This is a genomic window from Ulvibacter sp. 2210JD10-4, assembly GCF_058148525.1.
The window spans coordinates 419,139-439,893 of the sequence record NZ_JBYVJZ010000002.1 but is presented as its reverse complement, the minus strand read 5'-3'; the positions used below and the strand labels follow the sequence as shown (position 1 = coordinate 439,893).

The window sequence follows — 20,755 nt, the reverse complement described above, 5'->3', positions numbered from 1 at the left end:
TTATTTATCAATATGTTAATTGTTTGTAGTAATTACAAGGGCATTGGTATATTCACTGAAACCATCCGAACCGCAATTAGCCCTCACATAGATTTCATAGGTTGTAGCCGGAGTTAATCCATCAATCCTGTAACTATTTTGAGATGTCGGCACAATGGTTCCACTACCTACCGGATGGCCTACAAGTCCGTATTCAATCTCCCAAGCTGTTTCATTATTCTCATTCCAGGTTATATCTATGAAGTTAGACCCCAAACCTATTTGTATAAGATCTGTAGGAGTATTACAGATTACTACAGGGTCAAGTGTGATAAAATCCAAAGTGATATAATTACTAAATCCGTCACTTCCACAATTGTTACGTAAATAAATTGTGTAACTCGTAGAAGGAGTTAAATTCTCGATTAAGTAATTAAGCTGTGAAGTTTGCACTACAGTACCCGTACCCAGTTGAAAACCTGTTTGGCCATATTCAATTTGCCAGGCTGTTCCCATGTTTGTATCCCATTCAAAAAGTAATGAAGTACTGTTCACTTGTAACACGGAAATAGATATTGGTGTGTCACAATTATTATTGGTCCCATCATCATCTTTTTTACAAGAAATCACCGCAATGGCCAAAAAAACTACCAAAAAAATCTTTTTCATAAATAATATGTTTGTTTGTTGTTTAACGAAAAGTCTTCCGAAATATTTAAAAATCTAAAAAAATAAAGGTTATTCTGAAGCCTTTGCTTTCTGCTTAGCTTCTTCATTCCGTTCAATAGTATGCCCCGGACGGCTCCATTTTGGTTTTTCTCCTAAGGTTTGATATTGTGAAGCTTCGGCTTCCACAGTTTCGGGCTGAGCTTTTTTTACAAAAGGTTTTTGAGGCTCTAATCCAAGTAATTTAAACATTTCCATGTCTTCATTTACATCGGGATTAGGTGTAGTTAAGAGTTTATCTCCGGCAAAAATTGAATTTGCTCCGGCAAAGAAGCACATTGCCTGCCCTTCTCTGCTCATTTCTGTCCTCCCTGCCGAAAGCCTTACTTGTGTTTGAGGCATTACAATACGAGTAGTCGCAACCATACGTATCATTTCCCAAATAGAAACGGGTTCTATCTCTGACATAGGCGTTCCTTCCACAGCAACCAGTGCATTGATAGGTACAGATTCCGGTTGTGGATTTAAAGTAGCCAAGGCTACCAGCATTCCTGCACGATCCTCCAGTTTTTCTCCCATACCAATAATTCCCCCGCTACAGATAGTAACATTTGTTTTTCTAACATTATCAATAGTATCCAAACGGTCCTGATATGCACGTGTAGAGATCACATCTTTGTAATAATCTTCACTGGTATCCAAATTATGATTATAAGCATACAAACCAGCTTCTGCCAGTCTTTTTGCCTGATTTTCTGTGATCATTCCAAGCGTACAGCAAACTTCCATATCCAATTTATTAATGGTTCGTACCATCTCCAAAACCTGATCAAATTCTTCACCATCTTTTACATTACGCCATGCAGCCCCCATACAAACCCGGGAACTTCCTGAAGCTTTTGCACGTAAAGCCTGTGCTTTTACATGTTGTACACTCATTAGATCATTCCCTTCAATATCTGTATGATATCTGGCTGCTTGCGGACAATACCCGCAATCTTCCGGACAGCCTCCTGTCTTTATAGAAAGTAAGGTAGAAACTTGTACATGATTTGGATTATGAAACCCGCGATGTATCGTTGCTGCTTCATACAGTAGTTCCATCATGGGTTTATTATAAACATCTAAAATCTCTTGTTTGGTCCAGTTGTATTTAATGTCGCTCATAAGTCAAAAATAAATAAAATATAAATCTAAAATCAGGGATTGGATATAATAATACTAACAGCGTTACCGCCAAACCCAACAGCATTAATCATTACTGTTTTTAATGTGTCAGGTAAATGTCTTTGGTTACTGAAAAACGGGTTTTCAATTAGTTTGTTATGTTGCAACATTAAAACAGCCATCTCCACACTTAACATTCCAGAAGCTGCAAAAGTATGTCCTACCAACCATTTATTGGAAGTAAGTAATGGTATATTATTTCCAAAGACATTTACAACCGAATTATACTCTGCCATATCTCCTTTTACGGTTCCGGGAGCATGCATTATAACGATATCTACTGTTTCCAGTTTTGCTTTTTGAAGTGCCATACGCATAGATTTCTGAAAACATTCGGCATTTTCGGAAATAGAACTGTTGTGTACCAACTTTTCGGTCGCATATCCATATCCGCTAATGATCGCTTGTGTTCTTTCTGAAATTCCTTTTTCCAAAACAGCTACTGCTGCACCTTCTCCCAACACCATTGTATTTTTCTTTTTCTGAAGCCGCAACGACTCACAGGCCATTACATTTTCAGATTTAGAATAGAGCTTCAATGCCTGCATTTGTGCAATCGTAAAAGGTGTTAACGCTGCTTCGCTACCACCAACTACAAAAGCATCTACCATATCTGCTTGCAACCATGCAATTCCGTTGAGCATTGCATGCAGAGCAGTAGAGCAGGTAACAGAATGCCCTATTTGTACTCCTTCAATTCCTAATTCCTGTCCTACCCAGGAAGATATATTCCCCAAAGTGGTTGTAGGAGATGTATACGCCGAAATGCTTTCGCTTTTCAAAAACTGCGAATGGTACTTTTCAAACAATTGTGTAGCTCCACGTGAAGACCCAATATTTATCCCTACGTTTTTAGTTAAATATTCTTCAATTGAAAAAGCTTGCCTGGAAGCTAATATTGCAAGTAAAACAGAGCGATCCAGTTTTTGATAAACAGAATTTTCGCTCTGAAGTTTCATCAATCTATTTTCTGCATCAGCATTGAGCCCGGAAACCCAAATTTCAGCTTTATTGAATCCCTTTTTAGTGAAAAGCGGACGTTTCTCTATATAACTTTGCCAAACTTCATTTTGAGAAGCTCCTAAAGCAGAAACAGAAGCAATATTTGAAATTGAAATAGGTTTGTGCAACTTTTTTATTAATTTGTTGCAAAAATAAGGGTTCTAGTTTTTGTAAACACCCTAATTCAAAATTATATGGAAGAAAATTCAGATCATAGAAGTTGGTTTGGCAGAAACTGGAAATGGGTAGTTCCTTCAGGTGGTTGTCTATTAATTATCATCCTTTTCATAGTCTTTGCAGGAACATTATTTGTGGGGGTTACATCCATGTTTAAAGATTCGGAGCCTTATAAAGAAGCTGTTTTAAAGGCTCAAAACAATGAAATTGTAATTGATGCTTTAGGAGAACCCATTGAAACTTATGGGATGATAAACGGAGGGATTAATTACTCTGGCGGTGAAGGCCATACTAATCTTGAAATACCTATTAAAGGCCCTAAGGGAAAAGCTTTAATCACTGTAGTTGCAGACAAGTATACAGAAGTGTGGGAATATCAAACACTAGAAGTAACCCTTGAAGATACCGGTGAAACCATTCCGTTACTTATTATTGAAAATACATTAGAGAATCGATAAACTTTTCTCAATAGTTGTATGTATTTTTTTCAGTTGTTTATCTGTAATTACATAAGGAGGAATCATATAAATGGTATTCCCTAAAGGACGTAAAAAAACACCTTGCTTCATAAAAAATTGAAACAGTTGATCGCGAAGGTCACCATAACGCTCCATTTCAATATTTAAGTCTAATGCAAAAATTACTCCTAAAGACCTAACAGAATTAACTTTAGAATGATTAGCTATTTTCTTTATAAATGATTGGTGTGCGATGGCGATACGAGAAATATCATTTTGAATTTCTTCTGAAGTCAGTAACTCAATTCCGGCAATGGCAGTTGCACATGCTATAGGGTTAGCACTATAGGTATGTGCGTGAAAAAATCCTTTCCCAATTTCATCATCCAAAAAGGCATCAAATACTGCTTGTGTACAACTTGTAATACTCATAGCCACCATACCGGCAGTTAATGCTTTGCTTAAACAAATGATATCGGGTTGTGTTTCTAAATACGATGATGCAAAATGTTTTCCGGTTTTTCCAAAACCGGTCATTATTTCATCTGCTATACAAAGAATATTGTTTTGCTGACAGAGTTTCAGAATCTCTTCTAATCCCCCGGCATCATGAAATTTCATTCCGGCAGCACCTTGCACCAAAGGTTCATACACAAATGCGGCACATTTGTTTTCATTACTAATTTGCTTCAATTTTATAAGCACCTCCGCCAAATTATCTTTTTGCGGAACGGGAATTCTTTCAACCTTTAGAAAGAAATCTTCAAACGGGCCATTATACACAGAAAGTCCTGAAACACTCATTGCTCCAAATGTATCGCCATGGAATCCATCTTCAAAAGCCAATAAGGTATCTCGTTTTTCTCCTCTGTTAAAATGGTACTGTAATGCCATTTTAATTCCTGCTTCTACTGCAGTGGAGCCATTGTCATTGAAAAATATCTTTTGTTGGTTTGAAGGTAGAATCTTCATTAATTTTTCGGAAAGTTCTATAGCAGGCTTATGTGTAAAACCTGTAAAAACTATCTGGTCCAATTCCTTCATCTGTTCAGAAGCACAAGAAATAATATAATCATTACAATGCCCATACATGGCTGTATACCAAGAAGCTATCCCGTCTATATATTCATTCCCATCTTCATCCCATAGCAAAGCATCTTTAGCTTTTACAATACCTATTGGCGCTGTGGCGGTCTGATGTTGCGTAAGTGGGTGCCAGATATGTTTTTTATCTCTTTCCTGTAAGTTCATTTTTAAATTTTTCGGCATATTCTCTAATCACATTCTTATCAAAATAAAGTTCAATATCTATGCGTCCTAAAATTGGTATTCCGGTCATCTTTGAAATAATAGTCTCCGTGGACGGGTGTTCATCTCCATTAAAAATACAACCGAAGATATTAAGTTTTCTATTCTTTAAGGCTTCAATCGTCAATAACGAATGATTGATACTCCCCAGCACATGACGCGACACAACAATTACTTTATCTGTGGGCTTAATGAGATCTATTACCGTTTCTTTATTATTCAAAGGCACTAAGAGGCCTCCGGCACCTTCTATTACAAGGTTATTCTTTGTACTTGGCCGTTTAATGTTTTTAACTTCAATATGAATACCATCTATTTCTGCTGCTCCATGCGGACTCATTGGAGTCTCTAAATTGAACATGCTTGGATGAAACTTTGTTTTTGAATTTGAAATCAATCTTTTTACTTTATGAGTATCGCTATTGTCAAGTTCACCGGCTTGTATAGGCTTCCAATAATCTGCTTCCAAGGCTTCTGTAATTATTGCCGAAACAATTGTCTTACCAACATCGGTATCAATACCTGTTATGAAATAGGTGTCCGTCATTTAATGAATATAGCTAATAGTTCTACAATTGTTTTAATCTCTTTTTCAGTATTAAAGCTATGAATGCAAAGTCGCAAACGTTCCTGCCCTTTTAAAACTGTTGGCGAAAGAATAGGCTTTACATTAAACCCTTCTTTTCTAATCTTTTCTGAAATACTTTTCACACGATCATTCCCCGGTACGAGACAACAATGAATTGCCGAACCGCTTTCAATAAAAAAGTGTTTTAATTCATGTTTTTCAATATATAATCGTAATATCGCAATATTTCTATTAAGTTTTTGTATTTCTTCCTCGCCATCCCGAATGGTCAACAATTCATAAGTAGTTTTTATAGTTGCCACAGAATGTGGAGGTAGTGCTGTGGTATATATAAAACTTCTGCAAAAATTGATTAAATACTCCTTTAAATCATTACTTCCCAAAATTGCAGCTCCATGGCATCCCAAAGCTTTTCCAAATGTAACAACACGTGCAAAAACCTTATTCTCCAAGCTTAATTCCTGTACAATTCCTTTTCCCATACCTATAACACCTAATGCATGTGCTTCATCTACGATTAAGTGATAGTTATTTTCTGAACAATAGTTAGCCAGTGATTTTATATCCGGGATATCTCCATCCATTGAAAAAACAGACTCGGTGACAATATATACTTCCTGGTTGCTTTGACTTCGCTCAACAACTATCTTTAAATCTTCTATATCGTTATGTCTGAACTTATATGCCTTTGCATTGCTCATTAATATTCCATCTCGAATGGACGCATGGATCAATTCATCATAGAAAATCACATCTCCGCGCTGTGGAACACTACTAAAAAACCCGCTATTGGCAGCATAGCCACTATTGAAAATTAATGCCGTTTCACATTTATGAATAACTGCAATAAGACTTTCTGTTTCTTTGTAAAGTTTGTAATTTCCCGAAAGTAACCTTGAGCCTGTAGCTCCGTTTTGTTGTAAGTTGTTCTCTTTTAAGATCTTTGAAGCTCTGTTAAAAATGGTTTCTGAAGTACTAAACCCCAAATAATCATTAGAAGAAAAATCTACCAATTCGCCAAAATTATCCAAAACCCGCAAAGCATTATTTGCTATACGGTCCTCTATTTTTTTCTGAAGTTTTTTGGGTAATTGACTCACGTTCCAAATTTAAGTATCTTTAAGTAAACCTTTGCTAATGATTACCTATAAAACAGCATCGACCTCAAAAGAATTACAACAAATTTTATTGCTTCAGCAAGCCAATCTCCCGCAAGCAATCTCTTCATTAGAAAAACAAAACGAAGGATTTGTAACAGTACATCATGATTTTGATATCCTAAACCGAATGAACAATGCCTGTTCGCACATTGTTGCAAAAGACCGCGAAAAGGTTGTTGGTTATGCTTTGTGCATGCATCCCAAATTTGGAAATGAAATTGAAGTATTAAAACTAATGTTTTCTGAGATCAATAAGGTTTTTTCTGAAAAATATATAGTAATGGGGCAGGTTTGTATTGATAAAGCCTATAGAAAGCAAGGTATCTTCAGAAAATTATACGAAACAATGAAAGAAGCTGTTATCCCGGAATTTTCAACGATCATTACCGAAGTAGATACAACAAATGTCCGTTCCCTTGATGCGCATTACGCTATTGGATTTAAAACACTTTCAAACTACAAAGCAAGTGGGAGAGATTGGGAATTGATCTATTTGTCTTAGAAAGCTATTTAACGCTATTAAAATTTATCCTTTACCGGTTTTTTCCTTCCTAAATTAAATACTCCAATCTTAAGGCCAACCACAACTGAGAACCCGTTAAGATTATCCTTATCAAAAGGCAGCAACTCATAATCACTTGTAAAGCGATAACGAATTCCTGTTTCCAATTGTGTATAGCGTGTAAAATTATACAACAAATTTATCCCAGGTTCCACTACAAAAAAACCGTCAAAATCATCTTCTTCAAATTCGGCAGTTTCATCTTTTATTCTATCCGCATCTGTATAGGCTACCCCTCCACCACCTATAAGAACAGGAAAGGAAACACTTATAAACTTCTTTCCAAATAAAATTGGCTCTATATGAAAGCCTCCATATCCTCCTATAAGAGCGATTTTTTCACCCCTAAATATATTTGGGCTTGTATTATCCATCTCCCTATATAACCCCGTAAATCCAAATCCAATTTCTAATTTTTGATTTGCAACATAGGCCATTTTTATATTACCAGAGAAAGTCCCCTTTTTTTTAATTCTACCATATTGAGCGCTAAAGCCCACATAAAAACCATGAACTACATTATTACGGTCATCAAATTCTACATAAGTATCAGTTTCATTTGTTTGTGCAACAAGAGTACTACATGCCAGCAGTATAAACAGTATTGTATTAATTTTTTTCATTGGTCATATAATTAAATTCAGTAAAAAATAATGTCATAGCTCCTTAAGAATAATAACTCCCTTTACGCCTATAACTGAAAAAATGTGTCCGGTTTGATTTCCATAATTAGCATTTATGCTTCGTACCATATTTTTCTTATCTAATAAGTCGGATTGAATATTCCGCATAGTCTTAGGTAATCTAAGCACACCCTGTTCCAGGTTTGCATTAAACTTAAACGAGGTATTCGAAATATTTACATACACTTCAGAGTTTTCTTGATTTATTCTTACTGCCGGCGTAGGAGTTGAGAACCCGGCTATTCTAAGTTCGGTTAGATCTAGGTCAATATTTATTTTTTCTGAGAGTTGTTTGACAATTATAGTCCCGTATTTGCTTTCTCCGTCCAAGTGCTTAACACTAGCTATTTCAATTTCGTCTTTATTGGAATCCAATTGAATTGTTTCCATTTGGTCTAGTGTAATGTCAGATCCGTTTGACATCAATTTTAATTGTGATGCATTGTTAATGTTCAAGGTAGCATCATAGGCACTAATGGTCGTTTTTTGCAGATTAAATGCTTTTAGTGTGCCATACTTAATCGAAATATTTGATTCTTTGATCTCATGAGAAAGTCTTACATCACCATGCTCTACATTTGCTATAAGATAACCATCCCAATCTGAAACTCTTATGTCTCCATATTTATTAACCACTTCTATTTCGATATTTTGCGGTACATAAATGGTATAATCAATTTGAGAATTTGCTTTAGACCCAACAGTAGCACTTATCTTATTTAAAAATTTACGAAACATCCCTTCTTCTTTTTTATTGATAATAGAAGTTATGGAAATCCTGTTTTTTGAAGCCTTTATATTGGGTTGAATCCTGTCTAGTAAATCTTTAGCTATTTCTTCATCTTTTCCTTGCGAATCGATTTCAATTGTAATCTCAACCTCATTTTTATCCCACCCGTAGATAGTTACATCTCCATATTTATTGGTTATAGACACGCTTCCATTTTGAGTAAAAGGATACGATTCCTTTATTTGTTTACTTACAGTTTCTTGTGCCATTGTTATAAAGGCAGTAAGCAACGCAAATAACAGTAAAGTTTTTCTATAAAATATACGCTTTTTCATCTTCTTCTTCTTTTTTAGACGGATACGTTTTGTTCAAAAGATTTTCCATCAATTGTATTTTCTTTCTATAGTTATTAATGATTGCCTGCATGATCTTTTTATCATTAATTCCTTCTTTCAATTCTAGTTTTAGCTTAGCATACTCAGCATCCAGGTCGTCTATCAGTAATAAGAAATCTGTTCGTTCTTCTTCAGTAAGATTTGGATTGTTTTTAATTAATGTTACTTGTTGGTTTATCAAAGTACCGTAATAATTATCTACTTCCAGTAACTCTTGATTTGTAAATGAATCATTCATTCTATTTGCAAAAAACAAGCCGCTCCCTACTATCAATACAATACTGGCCGCAACCTGCCAACCACTTCTTTTCCAAAGTGGAATAACTTTTGTCTGGCTTTTTGGTAGTTCCTTTTCAATACGATCCCACAGACGTTCCTTGTCTATCTGGAACTCATCAAATGCTTTCCTGTTTTGGGCTACATATTCTTCTAACTTCTTTTTCATACTACGCTATTAATTCTACTAATTTCTTTTTTGCTCGATGGTATTGCGATTTTGATGTAGAAACACTTATTTCCAGTATTTCTCCGATTTCAACATGATCATACCCTTCAATTAAGTATAGATTGATTATGGTTTTATAACCTTCCGGCAATGCTTGTATCCCCTTCTTTATTTTATCAACGTCCAATTGTGCATCATTGATTTCTTCGGGTTCGGGTTCGATTCCCCAATTTTCTTCATCTAATGCAACCAGAGGGATTTTTTTAATTTTTAAATAATTAATACTCTTATTAATCACTATGCGCTTAAGCCAGGAACCAAAAGTGCTTTCATATTTAAAAGAATCTAAATTTTTAAAGGCACTTATAAAGCTATCTTGAACTACATCTTCTGCATCTTCCTTTACTTTTACAATCCGAATACTTACATTGTACATGGCATCAACGTAAAGAGAATACAGCGTGTACTGCATCTTACGATCTCCCATTTTGCATTTTTCTATAAGCTCTTTATGTCTATAAAGTATAGCGTTATCCACCCGAGTATATAAGATTCTAATTTTGCTGTTGCATCTTTATCTATTTTAAAAGACAATTAAAAAAAAGAAGGGTTGCACGGCTCCTAAAATTTGTGTTGAAATCATTCAAAGGTGTAAGATACCGTGTCAAACTCGGAAACTCTAAAATATCCAAACGCATAATTATCTGTATTTGTAGTATTTATGCAATTACCTTTGATTCTGGCCGGTGTTGGACTAAAAGGGTCTCCGCCACTATCATATTGTTCTATAAGTATGTTTAGGTAGTTGTAATATTGTTTTGAAATACCGTACAAAAAAATATCTACAGTATCCCCGGGGTTAAATTCTGCATTTGGATCATCTTCATCTTCATCATTTTCGAAGAATACATCAATTTCATTGCCATTTATAAATTCATCCTTGAAAGCTTCCAGAGTTGGAAAATTACCTTCTTCTACTAATCTAACAAAGTAATAGTTTTCTTCATCTTCAGGATCGTCAAAAAAGATACTTACATCCAATACTTCTTCATCAAAACCACCTTCAAAAGATTGCTCTACTCTTTTGATTTCTGAAACAGACATCAGTTTCTCTGAAGCCATATACACCTCACCATTGTAGATAACTTCCAGCTCGTAGTTATTATTTATAATTGGGTTAAACACTGATGTAGTATAACTGCCGTCGTTTTGATCTACAAAGGAAAATACTTCATTTGTATCTATATTGGTTACAACAACCGAAGCACCGGTAACAAATGCATCTGTATCATTACTAAAGAAAGGAGTGGAAAGACTTAATTGTATTGTTTGATTGTTCCCTTGTGTTCCTTTCTGCAAATCTAGAGAAGCTTCAATTACCAATCTTGGAGGTGCATCATTCAAATCTACCGAGATAGGATCTTCACAGCCTGATAATAAAATACCAAAGGTTAATATTGCTAGTTTTATATAAAGTTTCATAGTATTAAAATTTAAAATTATAGGTTATAGAAGGTATAATACCAAAAATCGCTGTTCTTGTTGCTTCATTTTGCCCATTATCAGGATTTTGATTAAAAGAAATGGAAGCTGCATTTCTACGATTATATACATTGTAAATACCAAAAACCCACTCTCCCTTCCACTTTCTATCGGGTTTGTTATTAGGCTTATACGTTGCCGAAATATCTAATCTGTGATATGCAGGAAGTCTATCTGCATTTCTATCAGAAAAACTTGCTATTGATAACCCTTCATACTCATACTGTCCATTGGGATAGGTCACTGGCCTTCCAGTTTGGAATACCAGATTTGCACTTAAGTTCCATTTATCGGTCAACTTATAAACTCCTGTCGCCGAGAAATCATGGGTACGGTCATATGGTGTATTGTACCAATTCCCATTATTAATTCCAGGACCTCCGGCATTACCACCTAATGCACGTTGCTCAGACTTTGAAAGTGTATAAGCAAACCAGCCTGTAAATTTTCCTTTATTTTTTCTTAGCAAAAACTCTAAACCATAGGCTCTCGCTTCACCCTTTAATATTTCTGTTTCAATAGTATTAGTTCCTATAATATCTGAGCCATCTACATAATCTATTCTATTATCTACTGTCTTGTAATAAGATTCTACTTCTATAGAATACATATCGTCCTTAAAGTTTTTGTAATACCCAACTGAATATTGATTTGACAATTGCGGTTTTATATATTTTCCGCTAGGCGCCCAAACATCTAATGGAGTTACCGAAGAAGTATTGGACAACAAATGTAGATATTGCGATGCTCTGGTATAACTTGCTTTAACCGAAGACGACTGATTTAACTGATATGATAGCCCAAAACGAGGTTCCAGGTTTCCAAAATTTTTGATTGTTTCTCCTTTCTTAAAAGTTGTTTCACTTTCGGCAATTCCTTCTTCATAAATACCTAATTCGCTGTTATATACTACCGGTTGATCGTTAACGTAGTTTACCATATTCTGGCCTCCAAGTCTTGAAAATGTGCTATACCGTAATCCATATCTGGCTGTAAGTTTTGGTGTTAATTTATGTTCTACACTTGCATAGGCCCCTCCTTCAAAAGCTCTTTTTTGATCAAGCTTTAAATAGTTGATTGCAGAGTTATCTTCTGTGGGCCTAACTTCTCCAGGATTAAGGCGGTATAAAATTCCGTTTACTCCAAAGTCTATTTTTAAATTTTCATTAACATAGTATCCTAAATCATACTTTAAATTATAATTTTTGATATCTGCATTCCAATCCAATTTTATAAACTCTAAAATTAATTGGTAATCATACTTACTATATATCAAAGACAAGTTTGAAAAAAGCCTATCGTTAAATACATGATTCCATCGTAGATTTCCCGAAGCATTACCGTAGTTATTCTTTACTATTTTATTTATATTGAAAATATCTCTTCCAAAATAACCCGAAAGGTATACTCGATTGTTTTTATTAATCTCATAATTCGTCTTAAGGTTAAGGTCATAAAACGAAACTTTGTCATCTTTTAAGTCCTTAATCCCCTTTGTTAATAGGTGTGCATAAGATGCTCTTCCAGCAACAAGGAAGGATCCTTTATCACCAAACAAAGGTCCTTCTGCAGCAACTCTGCTGGAAATAATTCCTATACCTCCTGTAAGGCCAAAGTTTTTACTATTACCGTCTTTTTGACGTACGTCTAAAACCGAAGAAACTCTTCCTCCAAAATTAGCAGGCATATCCCCCTTATACAATTTAATGTCCTTAATAGCATCTTGATTAAATACCGAAAAGAAGCCAAAAAAGTGAGAAGTATTATAAATAATTGCTTCATCGAGCAATACTAAATTCTGATCTGCAGCTCCACCTCTTACGTTAAAGCCAGCTGTTCCTTCTCCATTATTTGTCACTCCCGGAAGCATTTGTATTGACTTTATAAGATCTACTTCTCCAAGAACAGCCGGCATTTGTTTTATAGTTGCCGCTTTCAACTTAAATACACCCATTTGTGGAGTTCTTATATTGGTTCGTTCCGGTTCTTCAGCAATAATTAAAACCTCCTTAAGTGTTGTAGAAGCTTCCATAATTTCAAAGTTCATACTTTGATTGGCATCTAGTGTAATTGTATTGGTTACTTCCTGATACCCTACATAAGAAATCGTTAATTCGTAAGTGCCTTTTGGAGCAGTTATCGAAAAGAAGCCATATTCGTTTGTTATAGAACCAATGGTTGTCCCTTTTAAGTAAACCGTTGCGCCAAGAACGGTTTCTCCATTTACTTGATCTTTTACATACCCGCTAATACTATATTTTTCCTGCGCTAGCATTTGTGTGCAAAATAAAAGCAAGGTGCCTATTAAAATGTTTTTTGTCATATTGATTTGTACGTTTTTTTTGATTGTATATTGCTAAAGACAGTATAAAAAGTATAAGGGTTGCATGGATTCATTAAAAAATGGTTTTTTCTTTTCATTTAGACGCAGCAAGGAATTTATAAAATAAAAAACTCCAAGCTCTTTTAAGAACTTGGAGTTTATATATTTATTTTAAAGTCTAGTACTTAATCTGCTAATACAATTATTTTATTGTCGTTCATTTCGACCGTACCACCATTAATTTCCAATACCCATTTACCAGTATCTTCTTTGGTAAATTTATTTTCGAAACCTTCTGTAATAGTAGGATTTCCTTTAAATTTTACTTTACCGGCATCTAGTAAAGAAACAATAGCGGCGTGATTATTCAACATCTGGAAAGGGCCTTCTACTCCCGGTACAGTCACTGATTCTACTTCACCGGATACTATAGATGCTTCAGGGGTTACAATTTCTAAATACATAGGTTTTTCAGTATTCAGTATTCAATGTTTAGTATCAGTTTTTTTGTCAACTGTTACTGTTCACACTGTTTACTATTATTTTTATGCTTCAGCTAACATTTTCTCTCCGGCTTCAATCGCTTCTTCGATAGTCCCTTTTAAGTTAAAAGCAGCTTCAGGTAAATGATCTAACTCACCATCCATGATCATATTGAATCCCTTGATAGTTTCTTTAATATCTACCAATACTCCTGGAATTCCTGTAAATTGTTCTGCTACGTGGAAAGGTTGTGATAAGAAACGTTGTACACGACGTGCACGTCCTACTGCCATTTTATCTTCTTCAGATAATTCTTCCATTCCCAAAATGGCAATAATATCCTGTAATTCTTTATAGCGTTGCAATAATTCTTTTACACGTTGTGCACAATCATAGTGCTCATTTCCTAAAATATCTGCTGTTAAAATACGAGAAGTAGAATCCAATGGATCTACTGCAGGATAAATTCCTAACTCAGCAATTTTACGAGATAATACTGTTGTTGCATCTAAGTGGGCAAACGTTGTTGCCGGTGCAGGATCTGTAAGGTCATCCGCAGGCACATATACTGCTTGCACAGACGTAATAGAACCTCTCTTTGTTGAAGTAATACGTTCCTGCATGGTACCCATCTCTGTAGCAAGAGTTGGTTGATAACCTACTGCAGAAGGCATACGGCCTAATAGAGCCGAAACCTCGGAACCTGCTTGTGTAAAACGGAAAATATTATCTACGAAGAACAATACATCTTTCCCTTGACCATCACCTGCTCCATCACGGAAATACTCAGCAATTGTTAATCCAGAAAGGGCCACACGTGCACGTGCTCCGGGAGGTTCATTCATCTGTCCAAACACAAAAGTAGCTTTAGATTCTTTCATGGCTTTTTTATCGACCTTAGAAAGATCCCATCCACCTGCTTCCATAGAATGTAAGAAATCATCACCATACTTGATAATTCCTGATTCCAGCATTTCACGAAGCAAATCGTTTCCTTCACGAGTACGTTCTCCTACTCCTGCAAATACAGATAATCCACCATGTCCTTTTGCAATATTGTTGATTAACTCCTGAATCAATACTGTTTTACCAACCCCGGCTCCACCAAATAATCCAATTTTACCACCCTTTGCATAAGGCTCGATCAAATCGATTACCTTAATACCTGTAAATAAAACTTCTGTAGAAGTAGACAGGTCTTCAAATTTTGGAGCTTCACGGTGAATTGGCAATCCGTCTTTTCCTGATTTAGGTAAGTTCCCTATACCGTCAATTGCATCTCCAATTACATTAAAAAGGCGTCCGTATACATCCTCACCAATTGGCATTTGAATAGGAGCACCCGTAGTAACAGCATCTTCTCCCCGGCTTAAACCATCGGTAGAGTCCATAGAGATAGTACGTACCGTATTTTCACCAATGTGAGATTGTACTTCTAGAATTAATAAATTTCCATTATTATTTACTTCTAATGAATCATAAATCTTTGGAAGTTCTGCTCCGCTTTCAAACGAAACATCTACTACCGGGCCAATAATTTGTGCAACTTTTCCTGTAACTTGTGACATGAGTAACTGTTTATTTTTTAGTTATCTAAGAGTGATAAAAGCACCCCGTTTTTCAACGGTGCAAAGATAGTTTTTTCTCTTAGAATATTGCAATGGAAATGCCGAATTTTTTGTAGCAATCATTGAAGCTGGTGATAAGCTTAGATTCCTGTTAAGGTTGTTAGTAAAAAATTGTTGATCCCTTTGATTATTCTACCGTAACAGACTTAGCCAAGTTACGGGGCTGGTCAACATTTCTCCCCAACATTACAGCAATATAATATGAAAGCAACTGTAACGGAATAGTAGTTACAAGAGGTGTTAAGGCTTCCGGTGTTTGAGGTACTTCCATAACATAATCTGCCAGTTCTCTTACTGTAGTGTCTCCTTCTGTAACAACAGCAATAATCTTTCCTGCACGGGACTTGATTTCCTGAATATTGCTTACAACCTTTTCATAATGATTACTATTTACAGCAATTACGACTACAGGCATGTGCTCGTCAATAAGAGCGATAGGGCCATGTTTCATTTCGGCCGCAGGATATCCTTCTGCATGGATATAGGATATTTCTTTAAGTTTTAATGCACCTTCTAATGCTACAGGGAAGTTATACCCTCTTCCTAAGTATAAAAAGTTCTTCGCAGTTTTAAAAATTTCAGCAATTTCCTTAATGTGTTCGTCACTTTCTAAAGTTTCCCCAACCTTGGTTGGTATCATTTCCAACTCACGTAAGTGTAACATAAAATCTCTATGAGAAATGGTCCCTTTAATTTTAGCTAATTTCAAAGCGATCATAGTAAGCACAGTAATCTGTGTAGTAAACGCCTTTGTAGATGCTACACCTATTTCGGGGCCTGCGTGTGTATAGGTGCCACTATGTGTCTCACGAGAGATCGTAGAGCCTACTACATTACAAATACCGTAAACAAATGCGCCTTTTTCTTTAGCCAATTTAATAGCAGCCAATGTATCTGCTGTTTCTCCACTTTGAGAAATTGCAATTACGACATCTTTTTCAGTAATGATAGGGTTTCTATATCTGAATTCTGAAGCATATTCCACCTCAACCGGAATTCTCGCCCAATCTTCAAAAATATATTCGGCTACCAATCCTGCATGCCAGGAAGTCCCACAGGCAACAATAATGATCCGGTCTGCATTAGTGAATTTTTCAATATAATCTTCGAGTCCACCAAGCTTTATAATTCCTTTATCTGCAAGCAACCGGCCACGATATGTGTCTTTTATCACCGAAGGTTGTTCGTAAATCTCCTTTAACATAAAGTGATCAAAACCTCCTTTTTCAATTTGTTCTAAATTAAGTTGCAATTCATGTACATAAGGAGCTACCAGGGTATCATCTTTTATCTTGCGAACTTTTACATCTCGTCCGCGGCGGATAATCGCCATCTCTTCGTCTTCTAGATAAATAGCATTATTGGTAAATTCTATAAAAGGTGAAGCATCGCTAGCCACAAAAAACTCATCATCACCTATACCTATGGCCAATGGGCTTCCTAATTTTGCAACCACAATTTCATCGGGTTTATTTCTATCGAAAAGAGCAATTGCATAAGCTCCTACTACTTGGTTTAAAGCTATTTGAACAGCTTTTCCAAGTTTTACATTTTCATTCTTTTTAATATCTTCAATAAGGTTTACCAATACTTCGGTATCAGTGTCGGTAATGAATTTATACCCCCTTTTTATCAATTCCTTTTTAATGGAAGCATAGTTTTCGATAATCCCATTGTGAATGATTACCAAATCTCCACTTTGCGAATAATGTGGATGTGAATTAATATCATTTGGAACACCGTGTGTTGCCCAACGGGTATGCCCAATTCCCAGACTGCCATTTAATGATATGGATCCATTGACCTTACTTTCAAGGTCCGATACTTTTCCTTTTGTTTTACAGAGTTGAATATTAGCACCATCATATAATGCAATACCAGCACTATCATATCCTCTATATTCTAATCGTTTTAAACCATTAAGAATAATAGGGTATGCTTCTCTTTTACCAATGTAACCAACAATTCCACACATAGCATCATGAGATTTTAATTAGGTTTAGTATAATAGATTTGGAGCTTTAATTTTTTATCTTGATCTGTAGTATTATTTCCAAATAATATGGTCCCTTCCGGAGAAATAATACTTGCTGCGGGAACTCTTTCAATTCCCGGAGATTGCGCGTCTTCTAGATCTTGAAAATCTGTAACTAATACATTTTGAGAAACCATAAGACCTAAAGACACATTTGTTGAATCTTTTCTAATAAGATTACTTATATGATTAGTAACCCTAATCTTATAAAAATCTCCGTTCTCATCACTTCCCCTATCCAGTCTTCCCAAATGTTCTGTTTTCGCATCAATAGGTTCTGCAGATGAACTGGTGTCAAAAGTATAATCTAATAACAGCCTTCCATTATTTATATCGAAAATCACCAAACGATCCGGTTCAGAAGATCCTCCGGTAATTTTGCTTTGATCTACATAAAATATTAGATTCGCTTCATTAATAAGCCAGTTTTGAATTCTCAAAGAATCCAATTCATCAGGGATTCCATTTTCACCATCAACCAATACTCCATCCAGTACTGCTTTTTCATCAACATCTTTAAAAAGGTCTACAACAGTTATAATTCCGTCTCCCCCTCTTACATACAATGATTCCTCTCCATTCTCAACATCGGGGTTTTGTATTGCTGCTTCTATGGTTGAATCTAATTCATTCTCAAAAACATTCACACTTACGCCTCCTAAAGATAATATAAAAGTTTCATCTATTGTTTCAGAAGTTGTGGTATCATCACTTGTAGTAGTTACAACGCGTGTGTAATTAAGAGTAATATTCGCTTCGGCCACATCAAAACCAAAAAGAGTCCCATCATCGGTATCTGATGTTGTTTCAAAATATATGCCTCTAAAGTATTCTTTGAAATTATTGTTATTTAATAGTTCGGGAGTCCCTTCCTTATCTATAATTTTTTCTTTAAAAAAGTCTACCGGCAGCTCAACTCTTAAGCCTGGTGATAATTTAACTTCTTCATCTACATCATCAGTTGTATCATCGTCCTCGGCAACAATTATCTCTTCTGAACTTGGGGTGAAATCTTCAATAATTGTTGTTAAAAGATTTCTGTTCCCTGAGCCATTATCGATTAAATTCTCTTCAAAGAGTTGTTTTTGATTTGCATAGTATTTTTGAAGTTCTTCAAAATTTTCATTTGGATCTAAATCTCTCAAGAAATAATTTGACTCGGAAATCTTTATATTTATTGGTTGAGAACCAAAAATAGAATCTAGAGTATATGTTGTCTCATCTCCTGTAGTAGTCCCTTCGGCAAAGAAAGGAATGTATAGAAATACACTTTTAAGTTCTGTACTATCTCCAAAATCAGGGTCCGGATCATCCATTATAACCTGCGATAGTAAGTTTACTGTAGACTTTCCATAAACAGGGTCATTATAAACTCCTAATTGATAATAAGGTAAGGCATTGGTCTGTACAGGGGACAATTTTTTGCTATAAGCTGCAAGTTTATTGCTGGTGTACAGGTCCGAATCAAAGTTTTGTACTCCAATATTTGAGACCAAAGGTTCAAAATCCTCTTCACAGGAAGCTAAGGCTACTATAAATATAAATATTGCCATTAGCTTTGGCAATGTATTCGTGATCTTCATATGCAATAATGTGTGTATTAAACCAATACTTTTGATTGGTAAAAGTCTAAATACGCCTGAGAAAAATCATCCATATTATGATATTTTAACACTGGCTTTTCGAGATTATTAAGAAATGAACTCAGTTCTTCGGGAATTTCTTCGGACCCAACAATTACTGCATCCGAATTTTTAACGGCTACTTTCATTATATTCACATAGTCCGGATCCTTTAATTCAATAATTTGTTCCTCCTCAATTCCATCAAACTTAATTTTTTCAATAAGCTTTTTATCTAACGTAGCATCAAAGCCTTGATTGTATACAGAAAGGACTATTTTACTATTTTCAAACAAAGGTTCATTGTCATAGTAATTTTTAAGGTATAATGGTAAAAAAGAAGCTAACCAGCCATGAACATGGATAATGTCAGGCGACCAGTTTAATTTTTTTACAGTTTCAATTACTCCTTTTGCAAAAAAGATGGCTCGTTCGTCATTATCTTCAAAAAAGTTCCCATCCTCATCTGCATAAGTAGCTTTACGCTTAAAGTAGTCTTCATTATCTATAAAATAGACCTGCATACGTTCTTTGGGAATGGACGCCACTTTTATTATCAAAGGCATGTCCATATCATTTATTACCAAGTTCATTCCTGATAATCTAATAACTTCATGTAATTGGTGTCTACGTTCGTTAATATTGCCATAACGAGGCATGAAGATTCGAATTTGACCTTCATTATTATTAACCATTCTGGGAGCTTCAAACGACATTGAAGAAATCTCGGTCTCCGGGAGGTATGGAATTACTTCAGAAGACACATACAAGATTCTCTTATCTTTCATAAAAATTTACTTTATACTGGCTTTGTTGTTAAAAACACGCAAAATTACGAAAATTTATGAAGATTGGCCTTAATATATTAATTTTGCTCGTGCTTATTTCATATTTATGAATATCTATACAAATAGTGATTCTCTTTCACTAGCTCTTTCTACTGATAGAAATATTAAAAAAATTGGTTTTGTTCCCACAATGGGGGCACTTCACAAGGGTCACTTATCTCTAGTGCAAAGAGCTTTGCAGGAAAACGACTGTGTTGTTGTAAGTATTTTTGTAAACCCCACCCAATTTGATAATGTTAGTGATTTAGAAAAATATCCTCGTACTTTAGAGAAAGATATTCATTTGTTGAACACTTTAAAAGGAACTATTCTGGTTTTTACTCCGGAAATTTCAGATATATACCCCAAAAAAGTAGCTTCAAAACAATTTAACTATGGTGGAATCGAGTTTGAAATGGAAGGTAAGCATCGAAAAGGACATTTTTACGGGGTTGGCACAATTGTAAGTTACTTTTTTAAAATTGTAAAACCGGACTTTGCCTATTTTGGAGAAAAGGATTTTCAACAATTACAAATCATAAAAAAGTTGGTGCAGCTTGAAAAATTTCCGATTGAAATTGTAGGATGCCCTATAGTTCGGGAGAAGAACGGACTTGCAATGAGTTCCCGAAACAAGCGTCTTTCCAAAAAACAATTTGAAAAAGCTGCTATAATTTCGAAAACGCTGAAAGAGGTGCAGGAAAAGTTTAAAACACATACTATTTCACAATTAAATAAACTGGTTAAGGAACGGTTTTTGAGTAACGATAGTATAGAACTGGAATATTTTGAAATAGTCAACGAAAAAAACCTCAAGACTGCAAAACGGAAACATAAAAAAAACGCCTATAGGGGATTTATAGCTGCTTTTGCAGGACCCGTTCGTTTAATAGATAATATGCCTTTAAATTAAT

General features: G+C 35.2%; 20 protein-coding genes. 3 read left to right on the top strand and 17 right to left on the bottom strand.

All coding sequences use genetic code 11. The features are described 5' to 3' along the window. Positions 1-15: 15 nt before the first annotated feature. The 3 genes from ACY2RT_RS07570 to ACY2RT_RS07560 all read right to left on the bottom strand — a co-directional run bounded on the left by ACY2RT_RS07570 (position 16) and on the right by ACY2RT_RS07560 (position 3,002). Entirely contained in the window at positions 16-648 is a 633-nt protein-coding gene (locus ACY2RT_RS07570) for a fibronectin type III domain-containing protein (RefSeq protein WP_490155297.1), read from the bottom strand. Between the two features lie 69 nt (positions 649-717). Beyond that, positions 718-1,812, bottom strand: coding sequence for a biotin synthase BioB (gene bioB, locus ACY2RT_RS07565; RefSeq protein ID WP_490155296.1), 1,095 nt, complete (start codon positions 1,810-1,812; stop codon positions 718-720). A gap of 32 nt (positions 1,813-1,844) precedes the next feature. Further along, a complete protein-coding gene (locus ACY2RT_RS07560; RefSeq protein WP_490155295.1) occupies positions 1,845-3,002 on the bottom strand; it encodes a beta-ketoacyl synthase N-terminal-like domain-containing protein in 1,158 nt (385 codons plus the stop codon). A 66-nt stretch (positions 3,003-3,068) separates the two neighbouring features. On the opposite strand from ACY2RT_RS07560, the gene ACY2RT_RS07555 reads away from it, so the two are divergent. Then, positions 3,069-3,509: a cytochrome c oxidase assembly factor Coa1 family protein gene (locus ACY2RT_RS07555; RefSeq protein ID WP_490155294.1), complete on the top strand. Its 441-nt coding sequence runs from the start codon at positions 3,069-3,071 to the stop codon at positions 3,507-3,509. Here ACY2RT_RS07555 and bioA read toward each other — a convergent pair. From bioA to ACY2RT_RS07540, 3 genes are read right to left on the bottom strand one after another with little or no spacing between them, the layout of a single operon-like run. Continuing rightward, positions 3,495-4,760 (bottom strand): adenosylmethionine--8-amino-7-oxononanoate transaminase, encoded by a 1,266-nt coding sequence (bioA, locus tag ACY2RT_RS07550; RefSeq protein WP_490155293.1) that lies wholly within the window; start codon positions 4,758-4,760, stop codon positions 3,495-3,497. The two genes, ACY2RT_RS07555 and bioA, sit on opposite strands and share 15 nt — an antisense overlap. Beyond that, entirely contained in the window at positions 4,738-5,364 is a 627-nt protein-coding gene (gene bioD / locus ACY2RT_RS07545; RefSeq protein WP_490155292.1) for a dethiobiotin synthase, read from the bottom strand. Before bioD ends, bioA begins: the two co-directional genes overlap by 23 nt. Then, complete coding sequence (locus ACY2RT_RS07540) at positions 5,361-6,506, bottom strand: aminotransferase class I/II-fold pyridoxal phosphate-dependent enzyme (protein ID WP_490155291.1); 1,146 nt, start codon at positions 6,504-6,506, stop codon at positions 5,361-5,363. Before ACY2RT_RS07540 ends, bioD begins: the two co-directional genes overlap by 4 nt. A gap of 37 nt (positions 6,507-6,543) precedes the next feature. On the opposite strand from ACY2RT_RS07540, the gene ACY2RT_RS07535 reads away from it, so the two are divergent. After that, positions 6,544-7,068: a GNAT family N-acetyltransferase gene (locus ACY2RT_RS07535; protein WP_490155290.1), complete on the top strand. Its 525-nt coding sequence runs from the start codon at positions 6,544-6,546 to the stop codon at positions 7,066-7,068. A 17-nt stretch (positions 7,069-7,085) separates the two neighbouring features. Here ACY2RT_RS07535 and ACY2RT_RS07530 read toward each other — a convergent pair whose 3' ends face one another. The 11 genes from ACY2RT_RS07530 to ACY2RT_RS07480 all read right to left on the bottom strand — a co-directional run bounded on the left by ACY2RT_RS07530 (position 7,086) and on the right by ACY2RT_RS07480 (position 19,802). Further along, complete coding sequence (locus tag ACY2RT_RS07530) at positions 7,086-7,751, bottom strand: hypothetical protein (RefSeq protein WP_490155289.1); 666 nt, start codon at positions 7,749-7,751, stop codon at positions 7,086-7,088. Between the two features lie 33 nt (positions 7,752-7,784). After that, on the bottom strand, positions 7,785-8,876 hold the full coding sequence (locus ACY2RT_RS07525; protein WP_490155288.1) for a hypothetical protein: 1,092 nt from the start codon (positions 8,874-8,876) through the stop codon (positions 7,785-7,787). Further along, positions 8,854-9,381 (bottom strand): hypothetical protein, encoded by a 528-nt coding sequence (locus tag ACY2RT_RS07520; protein ID WP_490155287.1) that lies wholly within the window; start codon positions 9,379-9,381, stop codon positions 8,854-8,856. Before ACY2RT_RS07520 ends, ACY2RT_RS07525 begins: the two co-directional genes overlap by 23 nt. A 1-nt stretch (position 9,382) precedes the next feature. Then, positions 9,383-9,868, bottom strand: coding sequence for an RNA polymerase sigma factor (locus ACY2RT_RS07515; RefSeq protein ID WP_490155286.1), 486 nt, complete (start codon positions 9,866-9,868; stop codon positions 9,383-9,385). A gap of 152 nt (positions 9,869-10,020) precedes the next feature. Then, positions 10,021-10,863, bottom strand: coding sequence for a DUF4249 domain-containing protein (locus ACY2RT_RS07510; protein WP_490155285.1), 843 nt, complete (start codon positions 10,861-10,863; stop codon positions 10,021-10,023). Positions 10,864-10,867: 4 nt separating this feature from the next. Continuing rightward, a complete protein-coding gene (locus tag ACY2RT_RS07505) occupies positions 10,868-13,246 on the bottom strand; it encodes a TonB-dependent receptor (RefSeq protein WP_490155284.1) in 2,379 nt (792 codons plus the stop codon). A gap of 185 nt (positions 13,247-13,431) precedes the next feature. Continuing rightward, on the bottom strand, positions 13,432-13,710 hold the full coding sequence (locus ACY2RT_RS07500; RefSeq protein WP_490155283.1) for a F0F1 ATP synthase subunit delta/epsilon: 279 nt from the start codon (positions 13,708-13,710) through the stop codon (positions 13,432-13,434). A gap of 81 nt (positions 13,711-13,791) precedes the next feature. Then, a complete protein-coding gene (gene atpD / locus ACY2RT_RS07495; RefSeq protein WP_490155282.1) occupies positions 13,792-15,297 on the bottom strand; it encodes a F0F1 ATP synthase subunit beta in 1,506 nt (501 codons plus the stop codon). A gap of 187 nt (positions 15,298-15,484) precedes the next feature. Next, positions 15,485-17,332 (bottom strand): glutamine--fructose-6-phosphate transaminase (isomerizing), encoded by a 1,848-nt coding sequence (gene glmS, locus ACY2RT_RS07490; RefSeq protein ID WP_490155281.1) that lies wholly within the window; start codon positions 17,330-17,332, stop codon positions 15,485-15,487. A gap of 14 nt (positions 17,333-17,346) precedes the next feature. Then, entirely contained in the window at positions 17,347-18,975 is a 1,629-nt protein-coding gene (gene bamH / locus ACY2RT_RS07485) for a BamH family beta-barrel-assembly machinery protein (protein ID WP_490155280.1), read from the bottom strand. A 17-nt stretch (positions 18,976-18,992) separates the two neighbouring features. Further along, positions 18,993-19,802 carry a glycogen/starch synthase gene (locus tag ACY2RT_RS07480; protein WP_490155279.1) on the bottom strand — a complete coding sequence of 270 codons (810 nt, stop codon included), beginning with the start codon at positions 19,800-19,802 and terminating at the stop codon, positions 18,993-18,995. A gap of 106 nt (positions 19,803-19,908) precedes the next feature. Between ACY2RT_RS07480 and panC the strand changes: the two genes are divergently transcribed. Beyond that, a complete protein-coding gene (gene panC / locus ACY2RT_RS07475) occupies positions 19,909-20,754 on the top strand; it encodes a pantoate--beta-alanine ligase (protein WP_490155278.1) in 846 nt (281 codons plus the stop codon). Position 20,755 lies beyond the last annotated feature (1 nt).